This window comes from Streptomyces sp. O3, assembly GCF_054788135.1.
This window is the reverse complement of the sequence record NZ_JBTVYK010000024.1, coordinates 81522-94830: the sequence shown is the minus strand read 5'-3', so window position 1 is coordinate 94830 and position 13309 is coordinate 81522. Positions and strand designations below refer to the sequence as shown.

The 13309-nt window shown below is 69.7% G+C and carries 14 protein-coding genes; 5 read left to right on the top strand and 9 right to left on the bottom strand.

The features are described 5' to 3' along the window. Positions 1–385: 385 nt before the first annotated feature. A complete protein-coding gene (locus ACX6XY_RS14505) occupies positions 386–1027 on the bottom strand; it encodes a DNA-3-methyladenine glycosylase (RefSeq protein WP_460330142.1) in 642 nt (213 codons plus the stop codon). A 54-nt stretch (positions 1028–1081) separates the two neighbouring features. Here ACX6XY_RS14505 and ACX6XY_RS14500 point away from each other — a divergent pair, with 54 nt between their 5' ends. From ACX6XY_RS14500 to ACX6XY_RS14490, 3 genes are all read left to right on the top strand, one after another. Then, entirely contained in the window at positions 1082–1864 is a 783-nt protein-coding gene (locus tag ACX6XY_RS14500; protein WP_460330140.1) for a sporulation protein, read from the top strand. Between the two features lie 96 nt (positions 1865–1960). Then, positions 1961–2497: a YbhB/YbcL family Raf kinase inhibitor-like protein gene (locus tag ACX6XY_RS14495; RefSeq protein WP_460330138.1), complete on the top strand. Its 537-nt coding sequence runs from the start codon at positions 1961–1963 to the stop codon at positions 2495–2497. A 157-nt stretch (positions 2498–2654) separates the two neighbouring features. Then, positions 2655–3179 (top strand): HNH endonuclease, encoded by a 525-nt coding sequence (locus ACX6XY_RS14490; RefSeq protein WP_460330136.1) that lies wholly within the window; start codon positions 2655–2657, stop codon positions 3177–3179. 62 nt (positions 3180–3241) lie between these two features. Here ACX6XY_RS14490 and ACX6XY_RS14485 read toward each other — a convergent pair whose 3' ends face one another. The 3 genes from ACX6XY_RS14485 to ACX6XY_RS14475 form a co-directional block, all read right to left on the bottom strand. Continuing rightward, positions 3242–4192 carry an SPFH domain-containing protein gene (locus ACX6XY_RS14485; RefSeq protein WP_460330134.1) on the bottom strand — a complete coding sequence of 317 codons (951 nt, stop codon included), beginning with the start codon at positions 4190–4192 and terminating at the stop codon, positions 3242–3244. Positions 4193–4287: 95 nt separating this feature from the next. Further along, complete coding sequence (locus ACX6XY_RS14480) at positions 4288–4719, bottom strand: NfeD family protein (RefSeq protein ID WP_460330132.1); 432 nt, start codon at positions 4717–4719, stop codon at positions 4288–4290. 113 nt (positions 4720–4832) lie between these two features. Then, on the bottom strand, positions 4833–5624 hold the full coding sequence (locus ACX6XY_RS14475) for an ABC transporter ATP-binding protein (RefSeq protein ID WP_460330130.1): 792 nt from the start codon (positions 5622–5624) through the stop codon (positions 4833–4835). A 122-nt stretch (positions 5625–5746) separates the two neighbouring features. Here ACX6XY_RS14475 and ACX6XY_RS14470 point away from each other — a divergent pair, with 122 nt between their 5' ends. Beyond that, entirely contained in the window at positions 5747–6535 is a 789-nt protein-coding gene (locus tag ACX6XY_RS14470) for a hypothetical protein (RefSeq protein WP_460330128.1), read from the top strand. Positions 6536–6614: 79 nt separating this feature from the next. Here the strand turns inward: ACX6XY_RS14470 and ACX6XY_RS14465 are convergent, their stop codons facing one another. The 4 genes from ACX6XY_RS14465 to ACX6XY_RS14450 all read right to left on the bottom strand — a co-directional run bounded on the left by ACX6XY_RS14465 (position 6615) and on the right by ACX6XY_RS14450 (position 9280). Then, positions 6615–6854, bottom strand: a complete 240-nt coding sequence (locus ACX6XY_RS14465) for a chaplin (protein WP_460330126.1) — start codon at positions 6852–6854, stop codon at positions 6615–6617. Positions 6855–7063: 209 nt separating this feature from the next. After that, the gene (locus ACX6XY_RS14460; RefSeq protein ID WP_460330124.1) at positions 7064–7309 is read right to left on the bottom strand and encodes a chaplin; all 246 of its coding nucleotides are present in this window, start codon (positions 7307–7309) and stop codon (positions 7064–7066) included. 170 nt (positions 7310–7479) lie between these two features. Then, complete coding sequence (locus ACX6XY_RS14455; protein ID WP_460330122.1) at positions 7480–8142, bottom strand: response regulator; 663 nt, start codon at positions 8140–8142, stop codon at positions 7480–7482. Next, positions 8135–9280, bottom strand: a complete 1146-nt coding sequence (locus tag ACX6XY_RS14450; protein ID WP_460330120.1) for a GAF domain-containing sensor histidine kinase — start codon at positions 9278–9280, stop codon at positions 8135–8137. The genes ACX6XY_RS14455 and ACX6XY_RS14450 overlap by 8 nt, the downstream gene beginning before the upstream one ends. Before the next feature lie 441 nt (positions 9281–9721). On the opposite strand from ACX6XY_RS14450, the gene ACX6XY_RS14445 reads away from it, so the two are divergent. Continuing rightward, entirely contained in the window at positions 9722–10507 is a 786-nt protein-coding gene (locus tag ACX6XY_RS14445) for a transglycosylase SLT domain-containing protein (protein WP_460330118.1), read from the top strand. A 95-nt stretch (positions 10508–10602) separates the two neighbouring features. Here ACX6XY_RS14445 and ACX6XY_RS14440 read toward each other — a convergent pair whose 3' ends face one another. Continuing rightward, on the bottom strand, positions 10603–13194 hold the full coding sequence (locus ACX6XY_RS14440; RefSeq protein ID WP_460330116.1) for an ABC transporter ATP-binding protein/permease: 2592 nt from the start codon (positions 13192–13194) through the stop codon (positions 10603–10605). Positions 13195–13309: the final 115 nt, after the last annotated feature.

Below are 13309 nucleotides of genomic sequence, written 5' to 3'. Positions count from 1 at the left end.
GACTTTTGGCACACTGTTGAGTTCTCAAGGAACGGACGCTTCCTTTGTACTCACCCAGTTCCCTGGGCTTTCCTCCGGGCGCTTCCCTTCGGTGTTTCGTTCTTGCGTTTCCGACTCTATCAGACTCTTTCGTGTCCGATTTCCTCGGCGCCTTCCCGGTTCCCGCTCTCGCGTTTCCCTTTCCGGCGCTCCACTACGTTAGCGGATTCCCTCGGCAACTCATAATCGAGTCGTACGGACACCGCACGAGTACGAATTTCGGCACGCGAAATTCGACCCCGCCAAGGGTTTGATCGTAGGTAGTGGATGGCCGCTTCCGGCTGCTGTCAGAGGCAGTACCCGGTTCAAGCGGCTCGGGCTACATTACGGATCCCCGTGGGGCGCGTCAAGTTCGACGGCGCCGGGGTACATGCGGCCGATAGGGGCTCACCGTTGGGTCGTTGGCGACCCAGAAGCGCCAGGGGTGCACGCCGCCCTCGCCGGAGACTCCCGTGCGGGGACCGCTGCGTACCTGGTCGGATGGGGTGGGGGTGCCCGCGAGTACGGCGAGAGGGGTGTCGGGACCCGCGCAGAGATCGGTGCCGTCGAGTGCGCGGTCCACGTCCAGGGCGGTGGCGAGCCGGGCGGGACCTTTGGCCAGTTCCCTGTCGTTGCGGGCTGATTGCCGACGTTGCCGGGCGAGGTCGGCGCCGACGATGATCTCTCCCGCGCGCAGCAGTACCCCGCTGGCCGTGTCCGTTGGGCCGCAGACCACGTTGAGGCAGTGCCACATGCCGTACGTGAAGTAGACGTACGCGTGGCCCGGCGGGCCGAACATGACGCCGTTGCGGGCGGTTCTGCCACGATACGCGTGTGAGCCGGGGTCGGACGGGCCCGCGTAGGCCTCGACTTCGGTGATGCGGAGTTCGATCGGGCCGTCGGGGGTACGGCGTACCAGCGTGCGGCCCAGGAGGTCGACGGCCACCTCGAGGACGGGGCGGTCGAAGAAGTCTCGGGCGAGAGGCGTACGGTCGGGGGCCGCGATCATGGGATGCGAGCCTAGTTCAACTGACGGGCATGGCATGGGAGGAGAGACAGACACATGGCGTTCAAGAAGCTGCTTGCGAGTCTGGGTGCCGGGGGCGCCTCGGTCGAGACGGTGCTGACCGAGGACAACGTCGTACCGGGTGGGGTCGTCCAGGGCGAGGTGCGGATTCAGGGCGGGTCCGTCGACCAGGAGATCCAGGGTCTGTCGGTCGGCCTGCAGGCGCGGGTCGAGGTCGAGCGGGACGGCGAGGAGTTCAAGCAGGACATCGAGTTCACCAAGGTCCAGCTGGGCGGGGCCTTCACCCTGCAGGCGAACGCGGTGCACTCGGTGCCGTTCGGTCTGGAGATCCCCTGGGAGACCCCGATCACCAACTTCGGCCAGGTGCGTCTGCCGGGGATGAACATCGGTGTGACCACCGAGCTGGCGATCGCCCGTGCCGTGGACTCGGGTGACCTGGACCCGGTCAACGTCCACCCGCTGCCCGCGCAGCACGCGATCCTGGAGGCCTTCGCGCAGCTGGGCTTCCAGTTCAAGAGCGCCGACATGGAGCGCGGCCACATCCGGGGGACGCGGCAGCAGCTGCCGTTCTACCAGGAGATCGAGTTCTTCGCGCCGGAGCAGTACCGCGGCCTGAACGAGGTGGAGTTGTCGTTCGTCGCGGACGGTAACGCGATGGACGTCGTCCTGGAGATGGACAAGAAGGGCGGGCTGTTCACCGAGGGCAGCGACTCGTTCCGGACTTTCGAGGTCGGGCTGCACGACTTCCAGGGGACCGACTGGGCGGGCTACCTCAACCAGTGGCTGTCGGAGGTCGGCGGCAAGCGGAACTGGTTCTAGGCTCGGCGCCGCAAACATGACCGTCATACGGCAGTCATCGTACGATTCTGTTGTACGATGACTGTCGTACATGACCGCCGTACCGGAGGAACTGACATGACTGACAAGAGGCCCCCGCTTCCGCATGAGTTCCTGCCCCCGGTGCCGTCGTTCACGGTGCTGAGCGAGGATGTGGCGCCGGATGAGGTGCTGGGGGACGCGCAGGTGCTGTCCGGTGGGAACATCTCGCCGCAGCTGCGCTGGGAGGGGTTCCCCGCGGAGACGAAGAGCTTCGCGGTGACCTGTTTCGACCCGGACGCTCCTACCGGGAGCGGTTTCTGGCACTGGGTGCTGTTCGACCTTCCGGCCTCGGTGACCGAACTGCCCGCCGGTGCGGGCAGCGGGAAGTTCGACGGGCTGCCGCAGGGCGCGGTGCACGCGCGCAACGACTACGGGAGCAGGGACTTCGGCGGTGCGGCGCCGCCGCCGGGTGACGGTCCGCACCGCTATGTCTTCACGGTGTACGCGGTGGACCAGGAGAAGCTCGGTCCCGACGCGGACACCTCGCCCGCGGCGGTGGGGTTCAATCTGCGGTTCCACACGCTGGCGCGTGCGCAGCTGGTCGGCGAGTACACGGCTCCCGCCGTTGGCTGAGCGTTCGACCGCTGTTCGCCCGCCCCTGGTCATGGAAGTGATCGGGGGCGGGCATTTTTTATTGCGTTGTCCGCGACGGCGCACCCGGCCAGAGTTGATCCCAGGTTGATCCCCGTCCGCCGTGGGGTGGGCAGGTGTGCACGGGAGGGTGGGCGAAATGCGGGACACGCTGGTGCTCAACGCGAGCTTCGAGCCGCTGTCGACGGTGTCGCTGCGGCGTGCCGTCGTCCTGGTGATGCAGGACAAGGCCGTCGTCGAGCAGGCCCACCCCGTGCTGCGGATGCGGGCGGCGGAGGTGGATCTTCCGGCGCCTCGGGTGATCAGGTTGTGCCGGTTCGTCCGGGTGCCGTTCCGAAGACAGGCCCCGTGGACGCGGCGGGGTGTGCTCGTACGGGACGGGCATCGGTGCGCTTACTGCGGGCGGCGGGCCACGACCGTGGACCATGTGGTGCCGCGTTCGCAGGGCGGTACGGACGCGTGGTTGAACACGGTGGCCTCGTGCGCGGTGGACAATCACCGTAAGGCGGACCGGACGCCCGAGCAGGCGGGGATGCCGCTGCTCTTCCAGCCGTTCGTGCCGACGCCGGGGGACGCGATGCTGTTGCAGCTCACCGCCGGTGACCGGTCCGCGCTGCCGGACTGGCTGCCGCGGCCCGCCGTCGCGCAGCCCGCCGCCGCGTAGGTCGGCCACGCGCGTTCGGCCGCGTGGGATCCCGCGTAAGTGCCATGGGTCCCGCGTAAGTGTCAGTCGAGCGGGGGCTGTTCGCGGCGCTCGACGCTGGGTGCGGCGGGGCCGCCGGCGCCTGCCGCGCCGCCGCCCAGCGGGCCGAAGTTACCGAGGGCGCCGCCGAGGCCCTTGAGGGCGTCGCCGATCTCGCTGGGCACGATCCAGAGCTTGTTGGCGTCGCCTTCGGCGATCTTCGGGAGCATCTGGAGGTACTGGTAGGACAGGAGCTTCTGGTCCGGGTCGCCCGCGTGGATGGATTCGAAGACCGTACGGATGGCCTGGGCCTCGCCCTCGGCGCGGAGCGCGGCGGCCTTGGCCTCGCCTTCGGCGCGCAGGATGGCGGACTGCTTCTCGCCTTCGGCGCGCAGGATCTCGGACTGGCGGACGCCTTCGGCCTGGAGGATCGCGGCGCGCTTGTCCCGGTCAGCACGCATCTGCTTCTCCATCGAGTCCTGGATGGAGGTGGGCGGTTCGATCGCCTTGAGCTCGACGCGGTTGACGCGGATGCCCCACTTGCCGGTGGCCTCGTCAAGGACTCCGCGCAGCGCGGCGTTGATCTCCTCGCGGGAGGTCAGGGTCCGTTCGAGGTCCATGCCGCCGATGATGTTGCGCAGGGTGGTGACGGTGAGCTGTTCGATCGCCTGGATGTAGCTGGCGACCTCGTAGGTCGCCGCGCGGGCCTCGGTGACCTGGTAGTAGATGACGGTGTCGATGTTGACCACCAGGTTGTCCTGGGTGATCACCGGCTGGGGCGGGAAGGGGACGACCTGTTCTCTGAGGTCGACGCGGTTGCGGACCGTGTCGATGAACGGGACGACGATGTTCAGGCCGGCGTTGAGTGTGCGGGTGTAGCGGCCGAAGCGCTCGACGATGGCGGCGCTGGCCTGTGGGATCACCTGGACCGTCTTGACCAGGGCGATGAAGACCAACACCACCAGGATGATGAGGACGATGATGATCGGTTGCATCGCGCTCCCCGTGCCCTTCGAGCTCTAGAAGATCTTGATGGTCGAGTCTGTCAGACCGCTGCGCGGTGCGTGGGGGAATCCGGTCACTTGGCAGATCACATGACGACCGCGGTGGCGCCGTCGATCTCGATGACGTCCACTCGCTGGCCGACCTCGAAGCTCTGGCCGGTGTCCAGGGGGCGGGCCGACCAGATCTCGCCGGCGAGCTTGACCCGGCCGCCGCCCTCGCTGTCGACGCGTTCCAGGACGACCGCCTGTTTCCCCTTCAGCGCGTCCACCCCGGTGGGGAGCCGGGGGCCTTGGGCTCGGTGCCTGGCGGCGATCGGACGTACGACGGCGATCAGCGCGACCGAGACGACGACGAAGACGACGACCTGGAGGACGACTCCGCCGCCGAGTCCCGCGGTCACGGCGGCGGCGACGGCGCCGACGGCGAACATGCCGAACTCCGGCATGGCCGTCAGGACCAGCGGGATTCCGAGTCCGAAGGCCGCGACCAGCCACCACACCCACGCGTCGATGTCCACACGCTCATGGTAGTTGCGCGGGCTGCCCTGAGACAGGGCGCGATCCGCCGTCGTCCGGTGTGGGTCCGCCGTCGTCCGGTGTGGGTCCGCTGTCGTCCCGGTGGGGGCCGGGTTCAGTCCATCGGCAGGCCCTGGGCGGTCCAGCGGTCGCCGTTCCGCTCGACGACCAGCGGGAGGCCGAAGCACCGGGAGAGGTTGCGGGCGTTGAGTTCGAGCTCGATCGGTCCCGCGGCGAGCACCTTGCCCTGACGGATCATCAGGACGTGGGTGAAGCCGGGGGCGATCTCCTCGACGTGGTGGGTGACCATCACCATCGAGGGGGCGATCGGGTCGCGGGCGAGGCGGCCCAGGCGGCGTACCAGATCCTCGCGGCCGCCGAGGTCGAGTCCGGCCGCGGGCTCGTCGAGGAGGAGGAGTTCGGGGTCGGTCATCAGCGCGCGGGCGATCATGGTGCGCTTGCGCTCGCCCTCGGAGAGGGTGCCGAACCTGCGGTCCAGGTAGTCGGACATGCCGAGCCGGTCCAGGAAGGCGCGGGCGCGCTGCTCGTCGACGGCCTCGTAGTCCTCGTGCCAGGTGGCGGTCATGCCGTACGCGGCGGTGAGCACCGTCTCCAGGACCGTCTGCCGCTTGGGCAGCTTGTCGGCCAGGGCGATCCCGGCCATGCCGATGCGGGGGCGCAGTTCGAAGACGTCGACCTTGCCGAGGGTGTCGCCGAGGACGGTGGCGGTGCCCTTGGTCGGGAAGAGGTAGCTGGAGGCGACGTTGAGCAGTGTCGTCTTGCCCGCGCCGTTCGGGCCGAGGACGGCCCAGCGCTCCCCCTCCTTGACCGACCAGGAGACCTGGTCCACCAGAGCCCGGCCCTCGCGGACCACGGATACGTCCACCAGCTCCAGAACATCGCTCATGAGCGCGTTGTCTCCCATTGCAGTCTCGGATCTCGCGTGCGTCTGTGGACGCCGCCCCCAGGGAAAACCTACGCCACCGACCGGCCGGGTCCGTCGCCAGTCCGGTCCTTAGGCTGGTGTCCATGCTCACGGAACCACGATCGGGCCGGTTGGCCTCTTGGGGAAATGCCCTTATTGCGGGACTTGTGTCGCCGGATGACGCGGTGTCGGCCGTCGTCGGCGATGACGCGGTCCACCGGGTGGACGGCCTGCCGGGCGAGTCGGGGCGGGTCGGTCTTTCGCTCGCGCTGGGGCGGCTGCGGGCCCTGGGTGTGTCGGGGCTGCTGGTCGCGCTGCCCGCGCCGGGGCACCCGCTGGGGCTGAGCGGGCCGCCGGAGTTCAACGCGCGGGCGTTGGAGGCCGAGGAGGCGGTGATCTGCCGGGGGGCCGCGCTGGGTCTGGTGCCCGAGGTGTACGAGGTCGGCCCCGAGGGTGATGTGCGGGTGGAGGTGGTCTGGCACTGCCTGCCCGTACGGGACGCGCCGCCGGCCGACGTGCCGTCGCTCGGTGAGGCCGAGCGGGAGCTGGCGGAGGCGATGCGGGAGGCGACGGAGGTGCTCGCGCGGCTGGATGTGGCGGGTTCGGGGCCGGTCTCGGAGGCGGCGGCGGACGCGTACCGGGCGCGCGCCGAGCGCGGGCGCGAGCTGCTGGCGCCGGGGTATCCGCCGCGCGCGGTACGGGTGTTGGAGCTGGCGCAGCGGATGGGGCTGCTGATCTCGGTGGCGTACGAGCACGGGCACGGCGGTGCGGTGAGCGCGTCGCAGATGGCGGCGCGGGCGCAGGCGCTGCGTCCGGTGGAGCGGACCGCGCGCCGGGCGCGGGTGGCGGCGTACAACGCGTATGTGGAGGAGCGGGAGCGCGGGGTCCGTTAGGGCCGGTCCCCCCGGAACGCGCAGGGCCCCGCGGGCCGTTGGGGCGCGGGGCCCTGCGAGGGGGGGTGGCCTGTCGGTGTCAGTCGTTCACCGCGGTGTTGCCGAAGGCCGGGTTGAGGCCGCCGATCAGGGTGCCGGTGTTGCCGCTGAAGTTGATCGGGACGTGGACCGGGATCTGGAGCAGGTTGCCGGAGCCTACGCCCGGCGAGTGGGCCGTGTGGCCCTGGGCGCCGGCGTCGGCGACCGCGGCGCCTGCCGAGGCGCCCGCGGCGAGCGAGGCGGTGGCGAAGACCAGCCCGGTCTTCTTGGCGATGCTCATGGGGTGTTCCTTCCGTGCGGGTCCGGGAGGGGGTCCGGATCTTCGCTGAGCGGCGGCGCCGTCGGTGCGTCGCCACGCTGGAGAACGTCTCGGGCGCCTCGGACGGCACGGTCCGGGGCGGTGGTTGTGCCCGGATGGCGCAAAGGAACGCGACCGGCCCCCCGGAGGGTGTCCGGGGGGCCGGTCGGTACTGATCGAGGGAAGGGCGATCAGTGGTTCGCGCAGTGGTTCCCGAACGCGGGGTTCAGCAGCCCGATGACGTTGACGGTGTTGCCGCAGGCGTTCACCGGCACGTGGATCGGGGCCTGCACGACGTTGCCGGAGCCGACGCCCGGAGACTTCACGGCGTGGCCGTTCGCGTGCGCGCCGTCGGTGGCGGAGGCCACGCCCGCGCCAGCGGCCAGCAGCCCGCCCGCGACCATGGTGACAGCGGTGGCCTTCTTCAGGTTCTTCACTTCTTGTGCCCTCCTAGCGATCGCCGCGGCCAGCCGCCGCAGCACGCTTGGAGAACGCCCGCACGCCGCGCGGGTTGCGCCATTCGGGGGACATCTACACGACAGTATGAATCTCTGCTTGGAGGGTGACGTTCCCGTCCGGCTCCGGGCGGCGTGCGCCGGAGCGCGGATCAGCCGGTCACACCGTGTCGTACGGCCCAGAGCGCGGCCTGGGTGCGGTCGGCGAGGTCCAGTTTCATCAGGATGTTGGAGACGTGGGTCTTGACGGTCTTCTCGGAGAGCACCAGGGCGCGGGCGATCTCCCGGTTGGACCGGCCGTCGGCGATCAGTCCGAGTACCTCGCGCTCCCGCTCGGTCAGCGCGCCGCCGCGCCCCTGGGGGCCCTGGTGCTCCTGCTGGGAGAGCAGCGCGTCGGCCACCTCGGGCTGGAGCAGGACGTGCCCGGCGTGCACCGAGCGGATGGCGCCGGCCAGCGCGTCCGGGTCGACGTCCTTGTAGACGTACCCGGCGGCTCCGGCGCGCAGCGCGGGGACCACGGTGCGCTGCTCGGTGAAGCTGGTGACGATCAGGATCTTGGCGGGGTTGCCGCGCTCGCGCAGTGTGCGCAGCGCCTCGACGCCGTCCATGCCGGGCATCTTGACGTCCATCAGGACGACGTCGGGGCGCAGTTCCTCGGCGCTGGCGACGCCTTCGGCGCCGTCCGACGCCTCCCCCACGACCTCGATGTCGTCCTGGATCTCCAGGAACGTCCGCAGGCCGCGGCGTACCACCTGGTGGTCGTCGACCAGCAGCACCCGGATGCCGGGCTTCGCGGTGGGCACGGTCTCAGCCACCGGGTACCTCCATCTCGATCGTGGTGCCCTTGCCGGGCTCCGACTGCACGGTCAGCCAGCCGCCGACGCCGCTGGTCCGGTCCCGCATCGAGACCAGACCGAGGTGGCGGCCCGCGCGGCGGACCTCGCTGGGCTCGAAGCCGCCGCCGTCGTCGGTGACGCGCAGGACCGCGCCCGGCCCGCGCCGTTCCAGCAGGACGGACACGTGCTCGGCGCCGGAGTGGCGCAGCGCGTTGTGCAGGGCCTCCTGGGCCACCCGCAGCATGGCCTCCTCCTGGGCGGCGGGCAGGGCGCGCAGACCGGCGCACGCGAAGGTGACACGGGCCGCGTGCGCGCGGTCGAGCACCTGGACGTGTGTGCGCAGGGTCGCCACCAGGCCGTCCTCGTCGAGTGCGGCGGGGCGCAGCTCCACGACGGCGGCGCGCAGCTCGTCGGCGGCGTCCGCGGCCAGGGCGGCCACCTGCTGGAGCTCGCCCTTGGCCCGGCCGGGGTCGCGGTCGACCAGGGCCGCCGCGGCCTGGGCGGTCAGCCGGAGCGAGAAGAGTTTCTGGCTGACGGCGTCGTGCAGTTCGTGGGCCAGCCGGGAGCGTTCCTCGGCGATGGTCAGCTCGCGGCTGCGCTCGTAGAGGCGGGCGTTGGTGAGGGCGATCGCGGCGTGCTGGGCGAGGATGCCGAGCAGCGCCTCGTCCTTCTCGTCGAAGCCGCAGCCGCCCTCCGGCTTGGGGCGGTTCTTGTTGGCGAGGAAGAGCGCGCCGATGGTCTCGTCGCCGTCGCGGACCGGCAGGCCGAGGAAGTCGGACATCTCCGGGTGCGCGGCGGGCCAGCCCCCGAAGCGCGGGTCGTCGCGTACGTCGCCGAGGCGCTGCGGGGCGTCCTCGTGCAGCATCGCCGCGAGGATGCCGTGCTGGCGCGGCAGCGGGCCGATGGCCTTCCACTGCTCGTCGCTGACGCCGTCGACCACGAACTGCGCGAAGCCCCCGTGGTCGTCGGGCACGCCGAGCGCGGCGTACTCGGCGTCGAGGAGTTCGCGGGCCGAGACGACGATCGTCTTGAGTACGTCGCGGACCTCCAGGTGTCTGCTCATGGCCAGCAGGGCTGAGCTCACCGCGGTGAGGCCGGTCGGGGGGCCGTCGGTCATGGGCTCACCGTACCGGCGCGGTCGTGCGGGCCGTATCGGACCTTTGGCGGCTCAGGGTGTAGGCCGCGGGGCCTAGGCCCTGTCTTCAAACTCCCTCGCCGATCCACCCCTCAGATCGTCACTCTATGAATTGCTTCAGCAACAGCTGGTGAGACTGTTACGTGTTCGATGTGAGCCCGCGCATAGGACACACGTCACGTACGAGCCCCCCTAGTTGATCCCTTGGGAGGCTGCGAGCTGGGCGGAGGAGGGTTTCGGCGGTTCTTTATGTCCCCCTGATCCACTAAACGGGATCGTACGTCACACCTTTGCCACACATTTTTGCCGCCGCTAAGAATGGCTGCCGTCGCTCGGCGCCGCGGTTCACTGCCGCGGCGTTTTTCCGGCCCTCATGCCTCCGGTACGAGAGCGATCTCCGCTATCCGAAGAGGTCTGTTCGTCATGTCCAAGCGCAGCATCCCTGGCCATAGGTCTTCCCTGACCCGGAGGCACAAGTTCTCGGTCGCCGGTGTCGCCGCCTTCGGCGCCGCCGCCCTCGCGTTCTCCCTGACGCCGGGCGGTGCCGACGCGGAGCAGGTCGCCACCGCCGAGGTCGCCAGCGCGCCCGTGGCGTGGACCGCCTCCGAGAAGGCCCAGGCCGCCGTGACCAAGCAGCAGGCCGCCCAGGACAAGCTCGCGCTCGACGCCCTCGCCACCGCGAAGCAGGAGGCCAAGAAGAAGGCCGAGGCCGAGGCCAAGGCGAAGGCGGAGAAGGCGGCCAAGGAGAAGGCCGCGAAGGAGAAGGCCGAGCGGGCGGCGAAGGCCAAGGCAAAGGCCAAGGCGAAGGCCGAAGCCGAGGCGAAGGCCAAGAAGGAGCGCGAGAAGAAGGAAGCGGCCAGCCGTGCCGCCGCGCGCAAGCCGGTCTACGCCAACAACCTCGACGGCTGGATTCGTGAGTCCCTGGCCATCATGAAGGCCAAGGGCATTCCGGGCACCTACGAGGGCATCCACCGCAATGTGATGCGTGAGTCGAGCGGCAACCCGAGGGCCATCAACAACTGGGACATCAACGCCCGCAACGGCGTGCCGTCCAAGGGGCTGCTCCAGGTGATCCAGCCGACGTTCGACGCATACCACGTCAAGGGTACCCCGCGCGACCTGTACCACCCGGTCGCCAACATCGTCGCCGCCTGTAACTACGCGGCCGACCGGTACGGCTCGATCGACAACGTGTACGGCGCGTACTGAGCGCCGCGGACCGCGACGACGCCGACGGGCGGCACCCCGGCTGGGGTGCCGCCCGTCGGCGTCGTACGCGTGCGACCGCTGTCGTACGCGGGTGATTACTTGCGCATGACCTCGGGCTCGTGGCGGCGCAGCAGCCGGGCCACCACGAAGGCCAGGACTACGCTCATGCCGATCAGCACGCCGACGTTGGTGATCCACTGGGAGGCGGCGGACTCCCACAGCGGGTCGACGTTGGTCGGGTTCTTCGGGTCCCACGGCGGCATCACGGTCTGCAGGTGCAGGGTGCCCGCCGCCCCGGCGATGGCCCAGCGGGACGGCATCAGCCAGGCGAGCTGCTCGACGCCGATGGAGTCGTAGATCTGGAACAGCACGCCGGTGAACACGACCTGGACGATCGCGAACATCACGAGCAGCGGCATGGTCTTCTCGGCGGTCTTCACCAGAGAGGAGATGATCAGGCCGAACATCATCGAGGTGAAACCGAGGGTGCTGATCACCACGCACAGCTCGACCGCCGGGAGGCTGGTGAACACGATGCCCTCTTCGGGCAGGTCCCGGCCGGTGAAGCCGATGACGCAGATGATCACGCCCTGCAGGGCGGTGATCACGCCGAGGACGATGACCTTGGACATCAGGTACGCGGAACGGGACAGGCCGGTGGCCCGTTCCCGTTCGTAGATGACCCGTTCCTTGATCAGTTCGCGGACCGAGTTGGCGGCGCCCGCGAAGCACATGCCGACCGCGAGGATCAGCATGATCGTGCCGGCGTTGCTGTTGAACGTGCCGGGCGGCGGCGGTCTGAGGTCGAAGTCGGTCGGGATGACGACGCTGACCGCGCCCAGTACGGCGGGCAGGATCACCATCAGGGCCAGGAAGCCCCGGTCCGAGGCGATCACCGACGCATAGCGTCTGATCAGGGTCAGCAGCTGGGAGCCCCAGCCCTGGGGCTTGGGCGGGATCATCTGCTGCTGCGACATCTGCACCGGCTGCGCGGCGACCGCGTCGATGTCCGCGGCGTACATCTGGTAGTGCTGGGAGCCCTTCCAGCGGCCCGCCCAGTCGTAGTCGCGGTAGTTCTCGAAGGCGGAGAAGACGTCGGCCCAGGTGCTGTAGCCGAAGAAGTTCAGGGCCTCGTCGGGCGGGCCGAAGTAGGCGACCGCCCCGCCGGGCGCCATCACCAGGAGCTTGTCGCAGAGCGCCAGTTCGGCCACGGAGTGGGTGACCACCAGGACGGTGCGGCCGTCGTCGGCGAGTCCGCGCAGCAGCTGCATGACGTCGCGGTCCATGCCCGGATCGAGGCCCGAGGTCGGCTCGTCCAGGAAGATCAGCGACGGCTTGGTCAGCAGCTCCAGGGCGACCGACACGCGCTTGCGCTGGCCGCCGGAGAGCGAGGTGACCTTCTTCTCCTTGTGGATGTCCAGCTTGAGCTCGCGCAGCACCTCGTCGATCCGGGCCTCGCGCTCGGCCTCGGCGGTGTCGCCGGGGAAGCGGAGCTTGGCCGCGTACTTGAGGGCCTTCTTGACGGTCAGCTCCTTGTGCAGGATGTCGTCCTGCGGGACCAGACCGATGCGCTGGCGTAGCTCGGCGAACTGCTTGTAGAGGCTGCGGTTGTCGTAGAGGACGTCGCCCTGGTCGGCGGGCCGGTAGCCGGTGAGCGCCTTGAGCAGGGTCGACTTGCCGGAGCCCGAGGGGCCGATGACGCCGATCAGCGACTTCTCCGGGACGCCGAAGGTGACGTCCTTGAGGATCTGCTTGCCGCCGTCGACGGTGACCGTGAGGTGGCGGGCCGAGAAGGAGACGTCACCGGTGTCGACGAACTCCTCGAGCTGGTTGCCGACCAGGCGGAAGGTCGAGTGGCCGACGCCGACGATGTCGTTCGGGCCGATCAGGACCGTGCTGGACTTGGCGATCGGCACACCGTTGACGTACGTGCCGTTGTGCGAGCCGAGGTCGTGGATCTGGAACTTGCCGTCCGGCGTGGCGTGGAACTCGGCGTGGTTGCGCGAGACCTGGAGGTCGGAGACGACCAGGTCGTTCTCCAGCGCACGGCCGATCCGCATGACGCGGCCGAGTGCCAGCTGGTGGAAGGTCGTGGGGCTGCGGTCGCCGTAGACCGGCGAGGCTCCCGCGGCGCCGCCGCCCGCACCCGGCGTCTGCCGCGACGGCTGTTGCGGGGACTGCTGTGGGGGGACGGGCTGCTGGTGGGCGGGCTGCTGCCAGCCCTGCTGCGGCGGAACCTGCTGCGGGGCCTGCTGGTGCCCCTGCTGCTGGTAGCCCTGCTGGGCCGCCCAGTCCGCGTTACCCTGCTGGGCCGCCCAGTCGGCGGGGCCCTGCTGCGGCTGCTGCGCGTACTGCTGGGCCTGCTGTGGGGCCATGGCAGCGGCGGCGGCGGTGAGGTTCACCCGCGGGCCGTCGGTGGCGTTGCCGAGATGCACGGCCGAGCCAGGGCCGATCTCCATGTGATGGATCCGCTGGCTCTGCACGAAGGTGCCGTTGGTGCTGCCGTGGTCCTCGATGACCCAGCTCCGGCCGCCCCAGCTGATGGTGGCGTGCCGCCAGGAGACCCGCGCGTCATCGATCACCACATCACCCCCTGGATCCCGCCCGAGGGTGTACGACCGGGACGGATCGAGCGTCCAGGTCCTGCCATTCAATTCCAGTACGAGTTCCGGCACTCCATGCCCCACTACGCGTTGTCCCCCGAGGTTTGCCCCATCACGGGGAGTCTAAGGATGTCGAACATCGGGGGGAACTATTTCAGGGAGAGCCCCCTGACCGAAAGTCGAGCCCACGGATCGGCAT

Excerpts from the sequence above, each read along its gene's own strand:
- ACX6XY_RS14505 (WP_460330142.1), bottom strand. The coding sequence starts at position 1,027 with ATGATCGCGGCCCCCGACCGTACGCCTCTCGCCCGAGACTTCTTCGAC.
- ACX6XY_RS14500 (WP_460330140.1), top strand. The coding sequence starts at position 1,082 with ATGGCGTTCAAGAAGCTGCTTGCGAGTCTGGGTGCCGGGGGCGCCTCG.
- ACX6XY_RS14495 (WP_460330138.1), top strand. The coding sequence starts at position 1,961 with ATGACTGACAAGAGGCCCCCGCTTCCGCATGAGTTCCTGCCCCCGGTG.
- ACX6XY_RS14490 (WP_460330136.1), top strand. The coding sequence starts at position 2,655 with ATGCGGGACACGCTGGTGCTCAACGCGAGCTTCGAGCCGCTGTCGACG.
- ACX6XY_RS14485 (WP_460330134.1), bottom strand. The coding sequence starts at position 4,192 with ATGCAACCGATCATCATCGTCCTCATCATCCTGGTGGTGTTGGTCTTC.
- ACX6XY_RS14475 (WP_460330130.1), bottom strand. The coding sequence starts at position 5,624 with ATGAGCGATGTTCTGGAGCTGGTGGACGTATCCGTGGTCCGCGAGGGC.
- ACX6XY_RS14470 (WP_460330128.1), top strand. The coding sequence starts at position 5,747 with ATGCTCACGGAACCACGATCGGGCCGGTTGGCCTCTTGGGGAAATGCC.
- ACX6XY_RS14465 (WP_460330126.1), bottom strand. The coding sequence starts at position 6,854 with ATGAGCATCGCCAAGAAGACCGGGCTGGTCTTCGCCACCGCCTCGCTC.
- ACX6XY_RS14450 (WP_460330120.1), bottom strand. The coding sequence starts at position 9,280 with ATGACCGACGGCCCCCCGACCGGCCTCACCGCGGTGAGCTCAGCCCTG.
- ACX6XY_RS14445 (WP_460330118.1), top strand. The coding sequence starts at position 9,722 with ATGTCCAAGCGCAGCATCCCTGGCCATAGGTCTTCCCTGACCCGGAGG.